16 protein-coding genes and 1 riboswitch are annotated in these 18,776 nt (G+C 30.9%); of the genes, 6 read left to right on the top strand and 10 right to left on the bottom strand.

From position 1 onward, the window contains the following. Positions 1-91 precede the first annotated feature (91 nt). From C661_RS0105240 to C661_RS0105220, 5 genes are all read right to left on the bottom strand, one after another. Positions 92-2,608 carry an ABC transporter permease gene (locus C661_RS0105240; RefSeq protein WP_017414261.1) on the bottom strand — a complete coding sequence of 839 codons (2,517 nt, stop codon included), beginning with the start codon at positions 2,606-2,608 and terminating at the stop codon, positions 92-94. Positions 2,609-2,740: 132 nt separating this feature from the next. Next, positions 2,741-3,433, bottom strand: coding sequence for an ABC transporter ATP-binding protein (locus C661_RS0105235; protein ID WP_017414260.1), 693 nt, complete (start codon positions 3,431-3,433; stop codon positions 2,741-2,743). Between the two features lie 279 nt (positions 3,434-3,712). Then, on the bottom strand, positions 3,713-3,970 hold the full coding sequence (locus C661_RS0105230; RefSeq protein ID WP_017414259.1) for a phage holin family protein: 258 nt from the start codon (positions 3,968-3,970) through the stop codon (positions 3,713-3,715). A 142-nt stretch (positions 3,971-4,112) separates the two neighbouring features. Continuing rightward, entirely contained in the window at positions 4,113-6,353 is a 2,241-nt protein-coding gene (gene recQ, locus C661_RS0105225; protein ID WP_017414258.1) for a DNA helicase RecQ, read from the bottom strand. 160 nt (positions 6,354-6,513) lie between these two features. Then, on the bottom strand, positions 6,514-6,675 hold the full coding sequence (locus tag C661_RS0105220; RefSeq protein WP_017414257.1) for a zinc-ribbon domain-containing protein: 162 nt from the start codon (positions 6,673-6,675) through the stop codon (positions 6,514-6,516). Positions 6,676-6,928: 253 nt separating this feature from the next. Here C661_RS0105220 and msrA point away from each other — a divergent pair, with 253 nt between their 5' ends. Further along, positions 6,929-7,498: a peptide-methionine (S)-S-oxide reductase MsrA gene (gene msrA, locus C661_RS0105215; RefSeq protein WP_017414256.1), complete on the top strand. Its 570-nt coding sequence runs from the start codon at positions 6,929-6,931 to the stop codon at positions 7,496-7,498. A gap of 170 nt (positions 7,499-7,668) precedes the next feature. On the opposite strand, the gene C661_RS0105210 is transcribed toward msrA, so the two are convergent. After that, positions 7,669-9,096, bottom strand: a complete 1,428-nt coding sequence (locus C661_RS0105210) for an NCS2 family permease (RefSeq protein ID WP_017414255.1) — start codon at positions 9,094-9,096, stop codon at positions 7,669-7,671. Between the two features lie 101 nt (positions 9,097-9,197). Next, a riboswitch (purine riboswitch) is annotated at positions 9,198-9,299 on the bottom strand. Positions 9,300-9,820: 521 nt separating this feature from the next. Between C661_RS0105210 and C661_RS0105205 the strand changes: the two genes are divergently transcribed. After that, a complete protein-coding gene (locus tag C661_RS0105205) occupies positions 9,821-10,165 on the top strand; it encodes a cupin domain-containing protein (protein ID WP_017414254.1) in 345 nt (114 codons plus the stop codon). 579 nt (positions 10,166-10,744) lie between these two features. Further along, positions 10,745-11,197: a hypothetical protein gene (locus tag C661_RS0105200; protein WP_017414253.1), complete on the top strand. Its 453-nt coding sequence runs from the start codon at positions 10,745-10,747 to the stop codon at positions 11,195-11,197. Positions 11,198-11,303: 106 nt separating this feature from the next. Here C661_RS0105200 and C661_RS0105195 read toward each other — a convergent pair whose 3' ends face one another. Then, complete coding sequence (locus C661_RS0105195) at positions 11,304-12,632, bottom strand: FAD-dependent oxidoreductase (protein WP_017414252.1); 1,329 nt, start codon at positions 12,630-12,632, stop codon at positions 11,304-11,306. Between the two features lie 340 nt (positions 12,633-12,972). Between C661_RS0105195 and larE the strand changes: the two genes are divergently transcribed. Then, complete coding sequence (gene larE / locus C661_RS0105190; RefSeq protein ID WP_017414251.1) at positions 12,973-13,797, top strand: ATP-dependent sacrificial sulfur transferase LarE; 825 nt, start codon at positions 12,973-12,975, stop codon at positions 13,795-13,797. Positions 13,798-13,857: 60 nt separating this feature from the next. On the opposite strand, the gene C661_RS0105185 is transcribed toward larE, so the two are convergent. The 3 genes from C661_RS0105185 to C661_RS0105175 all read right to left on the bottom strand — a co-directional run bounded on the left by C661_RS0105185 (position 13,858) and on the right by C661_RS0105175 (position 16,728). Next, positions 13,858-14,625, bottom strand: a complete 768-nt coding sequence (locus C661_RS0105185; RefSeq protein ID WP_017414250.1) for an energy-coupling factor ABC transporter ATP-binding protein — start codon at positions 14,623-14,625, stop codon at positions 13,858-13,860. A gap of 44 nt (positions 14,626-14,669) precedes the next feature. Beyond that, positions 14,670-15,470 carry a cobalt ECF transporter T component CbiQ gene (gene cbiQ, locus C661_RS0105180; protein WP_017414249.1) on the bottom strand — a complete coding sequence of 267 codons (801 nt, stop codon included), beginning with the start codon at positions 15,468-15,470 and terminating at the stop codon, positions 14,670-14,672. 214 nt (positions 15,471-15,684) lie between these two features. Further along, positions 15,685-16,728 carry an energy-coupling factor ABC transporter permease gene (locus tag C661_RS0105175; protein ID WP_017414248.1) on the bottom strand — a complete coding sequence of 348 codons (1,044 nt, stop codon included), beginning with the start codon at positions 16,726-16,728 and terminating at the stop codon, positions 15,685-15,687. A 414-nt stretch (positions 16,729-17,142) separates the two neighbouring features. On the opposite strand from C661_RS0105175, the gene C661_RS0105170 reads away from it, so the two are divergent. Together C661_RS0105170 and C661_RS0105165 are read left to right on the top strand one after the other, a co-directional pair. Continuing rightward, complete coding sequence (locus C661_RS0105170) at positions 17,143-18,534, top strand: aldehyde dehydrogenase (RefSeq protein ID WP_017414247.1); 1,392 nt, start codon at positions 17,143-17,145, stop codon at positions 18,532-18,534. Positions 18,535-18,567: 33 nt separating this feature from the next. Further along, positions 18,568-18,750 carry a cysteine-rich CWC family protein gene (locus C661_RS0105165; RefSeq protein WP_017414246.1) on the top strand — a complete coding sequence of 61 codons (183 nt, stop codon included), beginning with the start codon at positions 18,568-18,570 and terminating at the stop codon, positions 18,748-18,750. The last annotated feature ends 26 nt before the right edge of the window (positions 18,751-18,776 follow it).

The following is an 18,776-nucleotide window of genomic DNA, read 5'->3' as shown; positions in this document are numbered from 1 at the left end:
AAACATTTTAACCCAAAATCAGTATTCTTTAAACTATAAACAGAAAAAGAGTCAGTTACCCTGACCCCTTCTCATTATTTTCCCCTTTTATTTAAAAGTCTTCTCTTATACCCTCAATTAAATTCTCATTGCCAATTCTTTTTAATGGTGCCAAAACTGAAAGATATCCTATTACTAAAGCTGCAACACCTGCTATTCCTATAGCATTCCAAGGAATTACCCATTTAAATTCCCTTGCAGCATTCATTCCACCACCCATTAGGTAAGATAACCCTGTTCCTATTATTGAGCCATATATAGTTCCTACTACTCCATATAATAACCCTTCTAAAACAATTATCTTCTTTAACCCCTTTTGGGTTAATCCTATGGATTTTAAAGTAGAAAACTCTTTTTTTCTAAGAATAATATTAGTTGTTAAGGTATTAATAATATTTACACTACCAATTAACGATACAACCGTTACAAAGCCATATAACAATATTTGTACCATTAATATAGAAGATTTAACTTTTCTATTTTCATCAATATTGTTTATTATCATTAAAGCTGGATTTATTTTTACTTTTTCCTCGATTTTCTCTTTTGCTTGAATCTCTTCTTTCGGATCTTTAATTTGAATATCTAAGCTTGTAGGTTTCAGTTCACCTTTTCCAACCAAGCTCTCAACGACTTCTTTGGTGCTTATAAGATTTAAAGCTCTACCACCTCCCATATAGTAAAATGGGCTGGTTTCAAGTATTGCCATAACTTTTACCTTTTTAGTATTACCCTTATTAAATTCTAAAGAAGTTCCCACTGAAGATTTATCTCTGTCATTATCATCACTATAAGCTTCTAGTTCAATTTCATCCCCAACCTTTAAGTCTGCAATCTGACCATAATAGGTGTTTTTTGTTTTTTCATTAAATATTCTATTCTTACCAATTAGGATTACACCATTTTCTTTATTTAAAGCATCTTTATCTATAGATCCACTTTTTATATATTTTTTAGAAATTTCTAATGAGTTATCATCATAAATGGTTATAGCACTATCTATTCCAAGGTTGTTATCTCCTAGATTTGTTGACTTATAGACATTTCCTATGTTATCTACTTCTTGAACTTTTTTCTCTTTGCTTATAGTTCCTTTTAAGTAGTCGGTATCGTACCTTTTATATTCTTTTTCTACCATTGGAAGAGTTTTTATGTCCTCTACTAACTTCTGTTCAATAAATATTCTATTCTCACCATCATTGTACTCAGGCCAAACTGTAAAATGTATATTCTGTGATTCATTAAGGTCTGCAGATACATTCAGTGACATGTCCATAAAGGATTTAAAGGTTATGAATAAAACTACACTAATTACTATAGAAAAAACAGTTATTCTGTATCTTTTCCTATTTCTTTTCATATTCTTAGAAGCAAGTGCTCCTTCAAAACCTAAAATCTTGCTAGCTATTCCTGATTTTCTCTTTTTAATTCTTTCTTTAGTAATAGTAGCTCTACTACTAATAGCAACTAAAGGTGATATCTTCCCTGCAAAGTGAGCTGGTATGAAGGCTGAAATGTATATTGATATTACTCCAACTAATGCACTTATAGCTAAAACCATATAGGATATAGTTAGTCTAATATTCATAACTGAATCTGCCCCAATTAGCTTAAAGGTAAGCTTTATTCCTAAAAGAGCTATAATTCCAAAGATTAATCCTAGAGGAATTGCAATTATTGCTACTGTGGTTGCTTCTTTAAATACTAACTTTCTTATTTGTTTTGGAGTGGCTCCCACAGCTCTTAAAAGGCCAAATTGTTTAACTCTTTCCACAACACTTATCTGGAAAGAATTATAGATAACTGCAATGGTACAAACTACCACTATTGAGACTATTATTGCTACAGTAGAATAAATTCCTTTCCACGAAGAGCTATCTTCTCCTGCTCCCTGTAACCCTAATATCATATTATTTGTACTTACATTATCTTTTTCACCTAAGGCAACTAATTCTTTTACAGCTTTTTTTAAATTAGCTTTTGGATTTACTTCTACTAATAAAACTGCATTTTCAATATTTATATTGTTACTATTAAATAGTATCATTGATGTATTTTCTGATTGATTCTTTATATTATTTGCTAAAAAACCTACTAATAAATACTCTTTATCCTTAATTTTAATTTTTTCCCCAACTTTAGCATTATTATTTATGTGTTTAATAGCCCACTTTTCAATGGCTATTTCATTCTCTCTCTCCGGAAGTCTTCCTTCTGTTACTCTATAAGGGGTTAGTTCTAATGCCTTATCTGAAGCCACTACAGGATAAACCTTTAACTTATCTGATATTTCTATTTCTTCGCCAGTGCTATATAAGCCATTTCTACCAACCCTTGGATTATTCACTATCTTATTTACAAACTCTTCATTAATTTTTTTATATGATACATGATATGAACCATAATCATGCTTGGCATCCTCTAATTCAGTTTGTTGTATACTTTTAAAGAAAAGACCTATGGTGGAGATTAATGCTACAGACAATACTATTCCAATAATGGTTAAAATAGTTCTTTTCTTATTAGCTTTTAAATATCTATTTGAAAGCTGTTTAAATTCAGTAATCACCTTGCTACCTCCTGCTTTATGTTATCTTTGCTCAATTCTTAATTTTATTTTTCTGAGAAAATAACTTAATATTTTTATCTTCCTAGCTATTTAGCTAAATTTATTTTTAAGTACCACTTTAATATGAATATTTTAGCCAACCTTATTTCTCAAATACTTATCTGAAGTTATTTCACCGTCTTCAATCGTAATAACTCTGTCTGCCATAGATGCTATATTTACATCATGAGTTATTAAAATTAAAGTTTGATTGTACTTTCTTGCTGTAAGCTTTAAGAGTTCAATAACTTCCTTTGAGTTCTTACTATCTAAGTTTCCTGTTGGCTCGTCAGCTAAGATTATTGCTGGTTTATTAAGAAGTGCTCTTCCAATGGAAACTCTTTGCTGTTGTCCACCCGACAGTTCAGAAGGAAGATGACTTCTTCTTTCCTCAAGGCCTAAGATTTGGATTAACTCTTTTAAGTATCCCTTATCTACCTTATCGTTATCAAGAAGTGCTGGAAGAGATATATTTTCTTCTACATCTAATACAGGTATTAAGTTGAAAAACTGAAAAACAAATCCTATTTTTCTTCTTCTAAATATAGCTAACTTTTCTTCTTTGTAGTCATAAATACTTTCACCATCTATAATAACCTTTCCACTACTTGGCTTATCTAGCCCTCCTAGTAAGTGAAGCAAAGTACTTTTTCCTGACCCTGAAGCCCCTACAACTGCTACAAATTCACCCTTATTGATTGATATGCTAATATTTTTAAGAGCTTCTACCTTATTATCCCCTTTACCATATATCTTGCTTAAACTTTCTACCTTTAAAATTTCCATAAATTAATCTCCTTTTCTAATAATTAATTCTTTATACTAAATTCCTATAATTATTTTTTAAAAGCTACTTTCTTTACACTCATATGTTCTTAACTTATATTCCTATTATAGCCTTTTTAGATTTCCTACTCCATTTCAGTTACCTTACAATAAAAATACTTATCTTACAATTTAGTAAGATAGGTTAGTCAGGATTTTACTCTCCCTAAAAGTTAATATTTCTACAAACAAAAAGGTAATCCCTGTTTCTAGAGATTACCCTTTTTAATATTATTCTTTTTACTCTTCATCCTTTTTTGCTGTCTGTTTAATTAATTGATTAGTAAACACTGTTACACCTGTAACTAATATTCCTTGAATTACTGATGATACACTTAATCCCATTATAGCTATTGCGCCTATAATTCCACCTACTAGCAATATATACGGGATTGTCCAATCCTTAACCGCTGGTGTATTCTTAAGAAACATACCTATAACATATAGTGCTGGAACAAGAATTAGAGCTTGGTCAATTATAAATTTTCCTAAGTCCATGCTTACCCCTCCCAAATAGATTAACAACTTATTCATAACATATTCTCTCTATATAATATGTTGTTAATCTATTATATGCTCCAGCATTTGATTTTATAAGAAAAAGGTTCCAGTATTAAAAGCTTAGCTCTCTTTATTTAATCTAAACAAGATTTGAGTAATTTTTCAACACAACTCCTTTTATTTGATCATAAGTAATATAATCTGGTAGTTTTTCTTTAATAGGTTTTAACTTGTTTGCTCCCACTTCTTTTATTGCTTCCATTACTAAGCTTTCTGTTTTCTCATCAAACACATCAGTAAAATCCACTGAAAAATCCACGGGACTTCCTGTAGTAAGAAACTCTGTTACATGTGTTAAAACTGTGGTTAATGCTATTTCCCTTTCAACAGAAATTTGTCCTAAAGATTTTTTATCCCTTATCATACTAATGGTAACTTCGTAGGATTTTTCTTTACTTTTCTTCTCTGAATCAGATGTACTATTTTCATCACTAGTTTTGCTCTCATGAGTTTTAGTAATAGGCTCCTTATGCTCCTCCATATTCCCATCAGCTTTGAGAATAGATGTAGCTTTTCCTTCCTTTTTAAAAGTCCAGGTAACCTGAATGCCATTTTCCTCTAAATGCGCTACTATGGCTTCAATAAAATAACTTGCATATTTATTTGCTTTTACTTCTCCAACTCCACTGATATCTAAAAATTGCTCTAATGTACTAGGATATCTAACACTCATTTCTTTTAAAGAACTATCTCCAAAGATAATATAAGGTGGTACCCCTTCTTTTGCTGCTAACTCTCTTCTTAGATTTCTTAAGGACTCGAATAAATCATTATTTATTACTACCTTCTCTACCTTTTTAGGTTCTTTAAATATTACTTTTTCTCTGCCTTTGAGCACCTCTACAGACTTTTGATTAAGTTTTATAACAGGATACTCCCCCTCAACAGAGTCTAAAAAAGAATGGGCAATTAGGGTATTTATAAACTCCTTTAATCCTTCTTTTGAATAATCCTTCATAATTCCATAGGTAGATAGTTCATCTAATCTTAAATCCTTAAGTTTCTTATTTTGGGAACCTCTAAGCACATCAATTATCATATTAACTCCATAAGGTCTGTTCATTCTATATACACAAGATAAAACCTTTTGAGCATCAATCGTCTTATCAATAAGTTCCCCTTCTAGATTGCAACTGCTACAATTGTCACATTCCCTAGAGGTTTCCTCTCCAAAGTAATTTAGTATATAATTTCTGAGGCAAGAATTACAATGGACAAAGTCCATAATTTGCTTAAGTTTCTTATATTCGTTAATTTTTCTTTCTGGATTGTTAGTTCCAACATCAATAATATACTTTTGGGTATGTACATCAGAAGGTGAAAACAGTAGAATACATTCACTTTTTTCTCCATCTCTACCGGCTCTTCCTATTTCTTGGTAATAACTTTCTATATTTTTAGGCATATTGTAATGAATTACATACCTAATATTAGGTTTATCTATTCCCATACCGAAGGCATTTGTAGCCACCATAATATTTACTCTGTCATAAACAAAAGCCTCCTGGTTTTCAGTTCTTTCGCTTTCAGACAACCCTGCATGATATCTTCCTACGGAGTAGCCTCTCGCTGTTAATGCTTCATAAACCTTATCCGTTTCATTTCTTGTCGCTGTATAAATAATTCCTGACAATTCACTATTCTCTTTTATATAATTAAGCAAAAACTCTTTTTTACTTAACCCCTTTATAACCTGAATTTTTAAATTCTCCCTATCAAACCCTTGAATAAAAACTTTAGGTCTAGATAAGTTAAGAAGACTTACAATATCCTCCCTAACTTCCTCAGTAGCTGTAGCTGTAAAAGCAGTAACAATAGGCCTCTTATTTAAAGACTTAATAAACCCTTTAACATTTCTATAACTAGTTCTAAAATCATGTCCCCACTGAGAAACACAATGTGCTTCATCTATTGCTACTTGTGAAATATTTATATCTCTTATAAGGGAAATAAAACTATTTGATTCTAATCTTTCGGGCGCAATATAAACAATTTTTAATTGTCCTCTTTCAAGTTTTTCTAATATTGCTGCTATATCATTATTGCTTAAAGAACTATTTATATATGCAGCTTCAACTCCTAACTCCCTAATACTATCAACTTGATCCTTCATAAGGGATATTAAGGGGGAAATAACTAAAGTTACACCCTCTAAAAGTAAGGCAGGTACTTGATAACAAATAGATTTTCCTCCACCAGTTGGCATAATAGCCACAGTATCGTTACCCCTTAATATTTCCTCAATTATTTTATCCTGCCCTTTCCTAAAGGAGCTATAACCATAATATTTATTTAAAACTTCTAAAGCTTTATTAATCATTCATTCCACCTCAAATTTTTTGTCCCTTACATTATACCATTGTTGCAGATTTTTATAAAAACTAAACTAAAAAAAGTTATTGTTTTAATTCAATAACTTTTGTAAAAATAAAAAAACCCTATAAGAATTTCTTCTTACAGAGTTGTTAATTCAAATGATATTATCTTCTGAATCCGTTGTTTTGTTGCTTCTTTGCTCTTCTGCAATCAGCACATCTTTGTGGCTCGTTTTCGAATCCTTTTTCTTTGTAGAAAGCTTGCTCTCCCTCAGTGAATATGAATTCTTTTCCGCAATCTTTGCATGTTAAAGTTTTATCTGCCATTTAAACATTTCCCCTTTTCTTCGTATTAAGATTTAAAAACTGATTCACATTGTTCCGAAAAATGGAAATGTTGCTTATCAAATTAAATCTCTCTACAAGTAGCTTTTGCTACCTGACTATCTTAATATAACATGATTTAAAATATTATGCAAGTGTTTTTTTGCAAACTATAATCATAATTAAAATTCTTTCTTTAATTGAAATTATGAGATAAAATTTAATATATGCTATTTATTACAAAGGAGTGTTTACAATGAACTTAGATAATATTAATACAACCTATAGCACTGCGATTTTTGCAGGAGGATGCTTTTGGTGCATGGTTTCTCCCTTTGATATCCTAGATGGAATTATTGAAGTGAAATCAGGATACATGGGAGGTCACCTCGAAAACCCAACCTACAAAGATGTAAAATCTCAAACTTCAGGACACTTCGAAGTTATTAAAATAACCTATGACCCTAAAGTTATAAGCTATGAAAAGCTATTACAAGCCTTTTGGAGACAAATCAATCCTATGGATGATGAGGGCCAATTCCAAGATAGGGGTTCTTCTTACAGAGCAGCTATTTTTTACACTAATGAGGAACAAAAGACTGTAGCTGAAGAATCTAAAAAAGAGTTAAATGAATCTGGTAGATTCCCTGATGCTGTAGTAACAAGAATATTACCTGCTTCTAAATTCTATGATGCTGAGGAATTCCATCAAGATTTTTATAAAAAGAGCCCTGTAGAATATAAAAAAGATCGTTCCATATCTGGAAGAGATGAGTTTATACAACAATATTGGGGAGAAGATTATTATTCTATCTATGAAGAATAAATATTTTTAGCCACTTTTAATTTTTATTTTCTATAAAAATTAAAACTTTCCTTCCTAAACGAAATTTTGGAGAAAAGTTTAAAATCTATCTAAATAAAAAACTTCCATCTTAATATAATTGTAATCCTTGCAGATGACATTCAAATTTAAGATGGAAGTTCTATTTATTTTTATTGAGGTATTAATATATATCTTAAAATAAATAATGCTGCTAGTATATACATTAATGGATGAACTTTTTTTCCTTTTCCTACAGCAATTTTTAATATAGGGTAGCTAATTATCCCAAAAGCTATTCCATTTGCTATAGAGTAGCTAAATGGCATTATTGCTATAGTAAAGAAAGCTGGCAATGCTTCATCAAAGCTAGAAAAGTCAACTTCTTTTATTGTTTCTAGCATTAAACACCCAATAATTATTAGTACTGGTGCTGTAGCCTGAGCTGGAACCATTCCTACAAAACCAGCAAAGAATAAAGTTAGTCCACATAGTACAGCTGTTACCACTGCTGTTAATCCAGTTTTTCCACCTTCTGCAATTCCTGATGTAGACTCAAGATAAGTTGAAACTGTTGGAAGACCAAATAATGCACCAATTGTAGTTGAAATAGAATCCACTAAAAGTGCTCTGTTCATTCCTCTTGGCTTTCCTTCTTCATCATACAAATCACCTTTTTGAGCTGTTCCAACAAGAGTTCCTATAGTGTCAAACATGTCCACTAATGAAAAAGTTAAAATAACCATTATAACTGATGTTATTGCTGCAATAATTCCTGTGCCATTGTGAGTTAAAAGACCAATAAAGTCCATTTTACCAAAGGTTGGCATCATTGATGGTGGCATTGAAAATAGTTGTACTCCCTGAATATTTGTTATCCCCATGGGAATTCCAATTATAGTTGTTACAACAATCCCTATAAGCATAGCGCCCTTAGTTCCTCTTGCCATAAGAATACCGGTTACTAAAATTCCTATAATAGTTAATAAAGTACTAGGATTTGTGAAACTTCCAAAAGACACTAGGGTCCCTGGGTTAGCCACAACTATACCACCACTTTTCAGCCCGATAAGAGCTATAAATAGTCCTATACCTGAAGTGATAGCAATCTTTATATTCTCTGGAAGTGCATCCACTATTAATTGTCTAAGAGAAGTTACCGTACAAATAATAAATACTATTCCTGAAATAAATACTGCAGCAGCTGCCTCTTGCCAAGTAAATCCCATAGTTAAACATACACCATAGGTAAAGAAAGCTACAAGTCCCATTCCTGGTCCTAAAGCATAGGGTAAGTTAGCATATAACCCCATAAATAAAGTTGAAATTAAAAATAACACACAAGTTGCAGTAAATATAGAACCTACTACAGGGTCATTTAAAATTGTAAGTGCATTTGCGGCATCTCCAAGAGCTCCTTGTGAATTCATTCCTGAAGCCTTTAAGACATTTGGTATAACTAAAAGTGCATAACCTAAGGTTATAAAGGTAGTCAAACCTGCAAGAACCTCAGTTTTAGCACTAGTTCCATACTTAGTTAAATGAAAAAGTTTTTCTAATAATCCATCTTTTTTATCTTGTACTTTGCTAGTAATTTGCATATCTATTCCTCCTTTGAAAATAAAAAAAACTACCATCGGATTATGAGTAAATCCAATGGTAGATCTAAATCCAAAAAAGTTTGAAATCAAAAACTTTAAGAATAGAACTTGGATTCACCCATAGCTAAGAAGTTTACGGCCTCTTTGTAGAAACGCCTGACCCCTATTGTCAGACCTATATGGATGGCTATTTAATTTATAGCTATTATAACAACATAATAACTATTGTTCAAGAGGAATTTTTTGCATTAACTTATTATTTTAGACATTTTTATATAATTTATTCATTAATTTTTGCTTATTTTATAATTTCACTTAAAATTTAGTATATCAACTCTAATAAAGAAATTATATAAGTCCTTAGTTATATTTTACCTTCTACATATTAAAAATTACTTTCAACTAATTTTATAATGATTTAAAGGGTATTCTAGCCAATATAATCAATTGATCTCCTATTATAGTTTCTTTATATAGGACAAGTTGCTTTAATCTTAGTAATTCCCCCTGATTATCAATAATGCAATTTTAAATAATGTAAATTATCCACATTTTATAGAAAAGTTTATAATTTTTTGATTTCAATCACATATTTTCCATATGAAGTTGATTATACTAAGGTTAAAAGAAAGGTACATCAAATCTCAATATAGTTTATGTATCCAATGAAAATCAACTTAAGTCTAGAAATTAAATTAATAATAAAAAAATAGGAGTGATAAATATGAAATTAGAAAAAATATCTGATAAAATAGTCTTTAATGAAAGTACAATTTCAAAGAGAATGCTTTTCAATACAGGCAAAGTTTTAAACTTTATGCTTAACTTAAAACCAGGTCAAAGTGTTCCTCCTCATAACCATGAGAATAGCGATATGATAATTTATATAGTAGCTGGAGATCAAGGTGAAGTAGTTACAGACGGTAATAAAACCGTAGTTGCTACTGGAGATGTTTTTCACTGTGATGGTATAGAAATGTTTAGTATTGCAAACACAGGTAAAGAAAATATGAGCTGTTTCGTAGTTCTAACTCCTAATCCTTCACAAATTTATTCTAAGGAATTCTAACCTTTAAACATTAGTAAATACTTCTTAGTAAGATTTTTCTACTAGAATTTTAAATTACTAAAATCACTATGAGTTTTAAACATATCATAGTGATTTTTAATTTTCTACAATTTAATAATCATATTAATTGAAAATTATTGTAATAAGTCCATAATTCTTAAAAGTAATCATAAATTTTATTAATATATAATACTAGGTTTAATAATTATATTTTGGTCATTTAATTATAACGAAATACTGAAAATTTGTGCTTGTATTCTATAAAAATTGTAATGAGCAACTTTTATGTGGATTTTTTTAAGAATTATAATTGTAAATCAATCATAGTTAACCAGGTGGAGCCAACATTGACATTTTGTTCTCTAATATTAAAGCCTCCTTAGGAAAGACTATTAATTGTAGCAGTAATATTGACTATTCAATTTTAAACTTGAATAAGTTAGCCTTCTTACTATTAAGTAAAGCTAATAAAAGTTAATATTATCACTTATAATTTATAATATTCGAGAAGTTAATGTAATCTTTATAAATTATAGGAAGTCTATGAAAAATAATTAAAATTTGAAGGGAGAGATTTTAATGAACAATAACTATTTAAATGAGGTAAAAAAACAAAATGCACAATCAAAATCAAATAGTAGTGGTTCTAATTATTCAAACAGCTCCATGACAAGTAGCTCAGAATTAAATAACTTTAGCAATTCAAGCAATCAATCCTATTTAAATGAGGTAAGAAGCCAAAATGCACAATCCAGATCAAATGGTAGCTCCGGTAATTACTCTAGCAACTCTTTAAATAGCTATAATCAAAGCACAAACTATACAAATGGAAGTTCAAATTATTCTAGTGGATCAATGACAAGTACTAGCGGAACAAATAATTTTACAAGTTCTTCTGATGAAGCTTATTTGCAAGAAGTCAGGAGAAAAAATGCTGAGTCAAGAAAAACTGACCCAACATACCAAGAAATGTATAGCATGTTTGGTATGGGCCAAAAGAAAAATTCCGAAAGTCAAAACAGTATGGAATAAAAAAATTAAAGTAGGTTAGTTAATGACTAACCTACTTTTAATTTAGCAGTATATCTAGTTTTTACCTATTACTACCATATCATAGTGCCCGTAATGAATTATTTCCTTACTTTGCCTGTAATCCTGCCATATTTAATATGCTCCATGGTTTATTAAAATGTGGTTGGAAGAAGAAATCAACAAAGCCAAGTTCATCTATAGTCATTTCATTTTGAATTACTACAGACATTGTGTTAGCCATTTGAGTCATATCTGCCTTAGAAAGAATTTGTGCACCTAAAATCTTTCTACTTTCTTTTTCATATACCACTTTAAATTGAACCATTTCATAAGTTGGCATAAATTCTGGTCTATAATTATCCTTAACAATTACTGATACTGCATCTATTCCATTAGCTTTCGCAGAACTTTCTGTAAGCCCAGTTGAAGCTATATTGTATTCATATATTTTAATTCCTGAAGTTCCTTGAGTTCCTAAATGTTTTGTTGTAGGCTTTACTAGGTTTCTTGCAACTAAGGTTCCCATACGTACTGCATTTGTTGCTAGAGGGATATATTCAGTTTTCCCAGTAGGATTATATTTTAATGCACAACTATCTCCTGCTGCAAAAACATCTTCTTTACTAGTTCTCATATACTCATCCACAATAATAGCTCCATTAGGAAGCATATCCACTTGACCCTTTAAAAGTTCAGTATTAGGTCTGAATCCTATACAAAGAATAACAAGTTCAGCTTCATATTCCCCCTTGTTAGTTATAACCTTTGTAACCTTTCCATCTTTTCCTTCAAATTTTTCAACAGTTTCTCCTAAAGCTAACTTAACGCCATGATCTTTAAATGCTTGCTCTGCTACATCAGTGTATTCCTTATCTAAATACTTGCTCATAATTCTATCTAGGCTATCAATTAAGGTAACATTTTTTCCATTCATTTGAAAAGCTTCTACTAACTCTACACCTATATATCCAGCACCAACTACTACTATATTCTTTACATCCTTTGCTTTTTCAATAATAGTATTTGAGTGATAAAAGTTCTTAGAAAGTAATACATTTTCAAGATTTATACCTTCAATTCTAGGAATTATAGGCCATGAACCAGTAGTTACAATAATTTTATCAAAAGTATCTTCAAACTCTTCATTTGTATCTAAATTTTTAGCAACTACTTTTTTTGTTAAAGTATCTACGCTGATTACATCATGTCTCATTTTAGTTTTAACACCTAATTCAGCTAACTTATCTGGTGATGAATAAAAAAGTCCCTGTGGATCTTTAACAACTCCTCCTACATAAAGAGCTATTCCACAAGATAAAAATGATATATTATCATTTCTCTCATAAACTGTAATTTCTGCCTCTGGATATAAATTAGCAGTATTTAAAATTGCTGCAGTCCCAGCATGTGTACATCCTATAACAGCTACCTTCATAATATTCTCTCCTTTAATAATTATTATTATCTAATATTTGTTATTATTATAACATAGTTATCCTCACTTGTCATTATATTAAATTGTAAATATTTCATGCTTATTTTTATCCTATCTACTTATAATTATTTATAGATGTATTGAAATGAACTTGTCTAATTTCAATACATTAACTTTGTTTTTTAGTTCACTTTTTTTTATATTCATAAATTATTCATAAGATTTTTGTATAATTATAACAATAAATTTTCACATTTCAGTACTTTAACCTGTTGTTTAGTGTGCCTATGTGAATAAAAACTTTGATTTGGCGTTTAAAATAAAAATATAGGGGGAACTTATGGAACTACAACAAAAATTCGAAAGGCTAAAAGAAATATTAAAAGAGGCAGGAAGTGGTGCTGTTGCATTTTCTGGTGGAGTGGACAGCACCTTCTTACTAAAGGTTGCTTACGATATCCTCGGTGATAGCATTATAGCTGTTACTGCTAGATCCTCAACTTATCCTGAAAGAGAATATAACGAAGCAAAAAAATATGTTAAACAGTTTGGTGCTAAGCACATAACAATAGTCTCTGAGGAATTAGATATAGAAGGTTTCTCAAAAAATCCAATAAATCGTTGCTACTTTTGCAAAACTGAGCTTTTTTCAAAAGTTAGGGAGGAAGCCAACAAGCTCAATTTAAAACACGTTTTTGATGGTTCAAACTTTGATGACATTGGAGATTTTAGGCCAGGTATGAAGGCGGCGAAGGAACAAGGAGTAATAAGTCCTTTAAAACTTGCAGAACTCACCAAAGCAGATATTCGTCAGCTTTCAAAAGACCTTAACATACCTACTTGGAATAAACCAGCCTTTGCTTGTCTTTCCTCTAGATTTCCCTATGGAAAGGAAATTACTGTTGAAAAGCTAAGTATGGTTGAAAAAGCTGAACAGTTCCTAATGGATTTAGGTTTTAAACAATTAAGAGTTAGACACCATGATGAAATTGCAAGAATAGAAGTTGCTCCAGAAGATAGAGAAAAGTTTTTTGACTTAGACTTTATGGATAGAATAGGGAAAGAATTTAAATCAATTGGCTTTAAATATGTGACCTTAGATATTATGGGCTATAGAACCGGAAGTATGAATGAGGTTTTATCGGAAGAAGAGAAAACTATCTAATAACAATAACTTAGGCTACCTGAATACAAAATTTAGGTAGCCTAACTAAAAAGTATTTTATTAAATTTCAATGTTATTATCTCTTTTATTACATATTGGACAGCTTTGAAGACTTAAAGGTATTTCTAATTCACAACTATCCAATAACTGTGAATCCCTAAGTATCTCTTCTGTGTTTCCATCAGCCACTATTTTGCCATCCTTCAACACTATAGTTCTTTCACAAAGGTCTAGCACCATATCTAAATCATGGGTAGTTATTATCTTTGTATAGTCTAATCCTTTGAGAAGATTTATAAGTCTCCTTCTTGATTTGGGATCTAAGGCAGCAGTTGGCTCGTCCATAATTACTATTTCAGGTTTCATGGCAAGTACTGTTGCAATAGCAACCCTTCCCTTCTCCCCACCTGAAAGCTTATAAGGTGGTCTCTGAATTAAATGCCCTGCACCTACTGTTTCTAATGCTTCCTTTACTCTTTTATCTACCTCTTCCTCTGAAGCCTTATAATTTCTCGGTCCAAATGCCACATCATCGTAAACTGTTGGCATAAATAGCTGATCATCAGGGTTTTGAAATATCATACCAATAGCTTCCCTGATTTTTGATAAATTTCTCTTGTTTAAGTCCATAGCTTTAACCCTAATTTCTCCTTCAGTTGGAAATAAGGCTCCCATAATATTTAAAAGTAAAGTAGATTTTCCTGCTCCGTTATTTCCAACAATCCCTACAGACTCTCCTTTGCTTATTGAAAAATCAATGCCCTTTAAAGCTAATCTTCCATCACTATATTTATATTTTAAATTGTTAACTTCAATTATTTTCTCCATAACTACCTCTATACATACATTATTTCACAACGCAAACTACTTATCTAATTTATAAAAAATTCAAGAATTTTAGGAAGATTATACCTTCTTACAAGAATAAAATACCCACACCATAATATTAAGTAAATTAAATCTTTCTTTTCTATTTTAAATTCTTTACCTATTCTATATTCTCCCTGAAACCCTCTTGCCAACATTGCTTTATGGATTCTTTCTGCTCTATCTAAAGTTCTTAAAAGTAGCCCCCCAACTAAAGATCCCCAGTGATTAAAGCTTATTCCCTTCCCCTCATAGGAACGAAAAGAGTAAGCTCTAGTTGTTCGACCAATTTCTTCCATGAAAAGTGATATATATCTATATGTAAAAATCAATTGCATAATAAATATATTTGGCACCCTTAATCTTTTAAGTCCCCTAGAAATATTTATAATACCAGTGGTTGCAATAAGAAGTTGTGCTGCCATTATAGCTAAAAACCCTCTTATTAAAATTGAAACAAAGGATATCCACCCAGCGGTTATATTTAATGTGAATAGTGATACTCTAGGAGTGGTATCAAAAAAAGGATTTAAAATTCCAATTCCAATTACTAATGGCATGGTTATTAAAGTTCTTTTCATTAATTCCTTAACTGGCACCTCTCCAACAGAACCTGAAATTATAGGGTAAAATATCAGCGGCAACATTGCACTTATCTCATATTTAGAAAAAGATACGGTGACAAATAAAAATACTAAAGTAGTTAGTATTTTTACTGTTGGATTTATTCTATGAATCATTGTATTTTTTTCTGATAACTCTTCTAGAGCTCTTAAATTGTAAAAGGAATTCATTTTCTCTGACATATATTTATCCTTTTCTATAACTAAATAATGTAATGACCTTTTAAAGCTAACCTGTATATAAATTAATTTAGCTATTAGTTCTTTATATAAGAAACCAAAGTTAACACTTGATTTAAATATGAGACTACCTTAGTTTCTTTAAAGCTTTTGAGAATGATAAAATAACCTTCCATTTCAAAAGCTTATAGTGTTCCTTAAAACATTAGTATCTAAACTAAACCTGTTGTTCCCTGTTGTTTTTCTTTTTAATAATATTAATTCCGATTCCTATGGCTCCTGCCAGTACTAAAGTAATCATTCCTCCAATAACCCCAGAGATGCTTGTACCTATATTGTCTCCAAGTACAGTCCCTTTATCTTCACTTTTTGAGTCTTCTGATTCTTTTTTAAAACCATAGTCTGGTAGTATAGCTGTGTTCTCTTGTAGCTCTTTCGCTTTTTCATGAGTACTATAATTAGCTTCCATTTCTTCTTTTCCTGAGGTTTTAAACATGGCCCATTCTAATCCATCAGGGTTAGAGGATGCAATCAAGGATAAAACTCCTCCTATAAATACTGAAGCTACCAAAAGTGGTATAACAACTTTTTTCAATGATATTATAGTACTAGTTTCATTAGAGACTTTCTCTATAGTATTAGGTCTTGCAGTCCAAACAAAGGATATTACTGTTGCAGAAATTATACCCTCAACTACTCCAATAGCAAGGTGTATTGGTTGCATTAAGGCTACAAAGGTTGAAAAAGGCAACTCTGTTTTCCCTGAAAAGAAAGTTTGTAATACTACACTTAAAGCTCCTAGCTGAAGTCCAATAATAGATGATAACATAGCAGCATACATAATTTTCTTTTTAGAATATCCTTTACTTAAAACTTTTTTATAAATTAAAGGATATGCTATAAAGCAAGTATAGAATCCTAAATTAAATATGTTGCAACCCAATGCTATAAGTCCTCCATCTGCGAAAAACAAGGCCTGAATTGTGAGAATACAAGCCATAGCTATAAAACCTGCATAAGGTCCTAGAATTGCTGCTAAAAGCATGCCTCCACCTAAATGTCCACTAGAGCCTGTACCTGGTATGGTGAAATTTATCATTTGCGCTGCAAAAATAAAGGCTCCCATGACCCCCATTAAAGGAATTTTCTCCTCTTCTAAATCTACTTTTAGTTTTTTTATGGAGTAAGTTGCTACTCCCGCTGTAGCTACCCACATAGTTCCACCAACTATAGGTGAAATTAGTGCATCTGCCATATGCATAAACATTCCCCCCTTTTTAATTTCATACTAAACTTATAAGCAAATAATTTAATATGAATTTAAATAAAAATATAAGCTTTTATTCCTATATAAATTTCATTTCGGTAATACTATTATATAATATATGTTATATAAGCAAAATTTTACATCTATAAATTATTGTTCTTCGATTATGAATGTTTTTAATGAAACATTATTATTAAAAGTAACTATAATAATAATTCTTTGTTATAATCACATTAATTATATAGTAAAATAATGTTAAAGTCTATAAAGGCTCAACTACCTCCATCATATATCACTAGCTCGTTGTTACATAGGCATTAATAAGATAAAGTTTCACCTTAAAAGTCTATATGCTATGATTTGATTATAAAATTTGTATTAAAATTGAATTTTGAAAGGAGTCTAAAAATGAATGTGTTAGACAAAGAAGAGGTTATAAACTTTCTTAAGGAACATGAAGAATTTTTTCACAGTGAAAAACCTAAGGATATCTCCTTTAGAATAGATAGTCTTAACAAACTAAAAGCTTCAATAAAAAAATATGAAAAAGAAATATTAGAAGCCCTATACAAAGATTTAAGGAAAAGTGAATTTGAAGCCTATAGCACAGAAATTGGGTTTGTTCTTGATAGTATTGGTTATATTAGTAAAAACCTTAAAAAATGGTCAAAACCTAAGAAGGTTAAAACTCCAATACATCAAATACCTTCAAAAAGCTATATTATGTACGAACCCTATGGTACAGTGCTTATTGTTGGTCCTTTCAATTATCCTTTCCAGCTTCTTATTGAACCCTTAGTAGGTGCTCTAGCTGCTGGAAATTGCGCAGTATTAAAGCCCTCCGAAAGTACCCCTAACATTTCAGCATTAATAAAAAACCTTATTGAAGAAACCTTTGATAAGAACTATGTAAGGGTTATAGAAGGAGAAAAAGAAACCACTTCGGCACTAATCAATGCTCCCTTTGACTATATTTTCTTTACTGGCAGTGTGCCTGTAGGTAGAATTGTTATGGAAGCTGCTGCGAAAAACTTAGTGCCTGTAACCCTAGAACTTGGAGGTAAAAGCCCTGTAATTGTTGAGGAGAGTGCAAACTTAGATGTAGCTGCAAAAAGAATTGTTTGGGGTAAGCTGATTAATGTAGGTCAGACCTGTATTGCTCCTGATTATTTATTAGTTCACAAAAATATAAAGGATGAATTAATTTCTAAGCTAAAAGAAGCAATTGTTGATTTTTATGGAAAAGATGCTTCACAAAGTTCTGACTATGGTCGAATAGTTAACAGTAGACAAGTTAAGAGACTTGCTAATATAATAAACAAAGATAGGGATAAAATAATATATGGTGGAAAAGTTAATGAAAAGGATTTATATATTGAGCCAACCTTAATCAGCAATGTAACCTTTGAGGATAGTTCTATGGAAGATGAAATTTTTGGCCCTATATTGCCAATTCTCGAATTTACAACTATTGAGGAAGCTATAACCATTGTCAATAGTAAACCAAAACCCTTAGCACTATATCTATTTACAGAAAACACTTCTGTGGATCATAAAGTTTTAAACTCCATATCCTTTGGTGGTGGTTGTGTTAATGATACTATTTCCCATGTGGCTACTCCCTTTATGCCCTTTGGTGGTATAGGTAACTCTGGAATTGGTGGTTATCATGGGGAAGAAAGCTTTAAAACCTTCTCCCATAGAAAGAGCATCCTTAAGAAAAGTACAAAACTTGATATTAAATTAGTATTTCCACCTTATGGAGATAGAGTTAATCTTGTTAGAAAACTATTAAAGTAATAATTCAAAACTAAAATTGAAGGAGTGATAATAATGAGCGTAACAGGAGAAGAAAGACTTTGCCCTCTTTGTGGAAAAGATAATGGGTGCCAACATGGCCAAGGTGGCTGTTGGTGCGATACTGTAATAGTACCAAAGCATGTTATTGACATGGTTCCTGAGGAGAAAAAAGGTAAAGCTTGTATATGTAAGGATTGCATAGAAAAATACAAATAATATCTAGAAAGCACTATAAATCTTGA

The sequence above is a fragment of the Clostridium tunisiense TJ genome, assembly GCF_000300195.1.
Taxonomy (GTDB): Bacteria; Bacillota; Clostridia; order Clostridiales; family Clostridiaceae; genus Clostridium_J; species Clostridium_J tunisiense.
This window is presented reverse-complemented; position numbering and strand designations above follow the sequence as displayed.

Coding starts and splice junctions, on each gene's coding strand:
- C661_RS0105235 (WP_017414260.1), bottom strand. CDS start 3,433: ATGGAAATTTTAAAGGTAGAAAGTTTAAGCAAGATATATGGTAAAGGG.
- C661_RS0105230 (WP_017414259.1), bottom strand. CDS start 3,970: ATGGACTTAGGAAAATTTATAATTGACCAAGCTCTAATTCTTGTTCCA.
- recQ (WP_017414258.1), bottom strand. CDS start 6,353: ATGATTAATAAAGCTTTAGAAGTTTTAAATAAATATTATGGTTATAGC.
- C661_RS0105220 (WP_017414257.1), bottom strand. CDS start 6,675: ATGGCAGATAAAACTTTAACATGCAAAGATTGCGGAAAAGAATTCATA.
- msrA (WP_017414256.1), top strand. CDS start 6,929: ATGAACTTAGATAATATTAATACAACCTATAGCACTGCGATTTTTGCA.
- C661_RS0105210 (WP_017414255.1), bottom strand. CDS start 9,096: ATGCAAATTACTAGCAAAGTACAAGATAAAAAAGATGGATTATTAGAA.
- C661_RS0105205 (WP_017414254.1), top strand. CDS start 9,821: ATGAAATTAGAAAAAATATCTGATAAAATAGTCTTTAATGAAAGTACA.
- C661_RS0105200 (WP_017414253.1), top strand. CDS start 10,745: ATGAACAATAACTATTTAAATGAGGTAAAAAAACAAAATGCACAATCA.
- C661_RS0105195 (WP_017414252.1), bottom strand. CDS start 12,632: ATGAAGGTAGCTGTTATAGGATGTACACATGCTGGGACTGCAGCAATT.
- larE (WP_017414251.1), top strand. CDS start 12,973: ATGGAACTACAACAAAAATTCGAAAGGCTAAAAGAAATATTAAAAGAG.
- C661_RS0105185 (WP_017414250.1), bottom strand. CDS start 14,625: ATGGAGAAAATAATTGAAGTTAACAATTTAAAATATAAATATAGTGAT.
- cbiQ (WP_017414249.1), bottom strand. CDS start 15,470: ATGTCAGAGAAAATGAATTCCTTTTACAATTTAAGAGCTCTAGAAGAG.
- C661_RS0105175 (WP_017414248.1), bottom strand. CDS start 16,728: ATGCATATGGCAGATGCACTAATTTCACCTATAGTTGGTGGAACTATG.
- C661_RS0105170 (WP_017414247.1), top strand. CDS start 17,143: ATGAATGTGTTAGACAAAGAAGAGGTTATAAACTTTCTTAAGGAACAT.
- C661_RS0105165 (WP_017414246.1), top strand. CDS start 18,568: ATGAGCGTAACAGGAGAAGAAAGACTTTGCCCTCTTTGTGGAAAAGAT.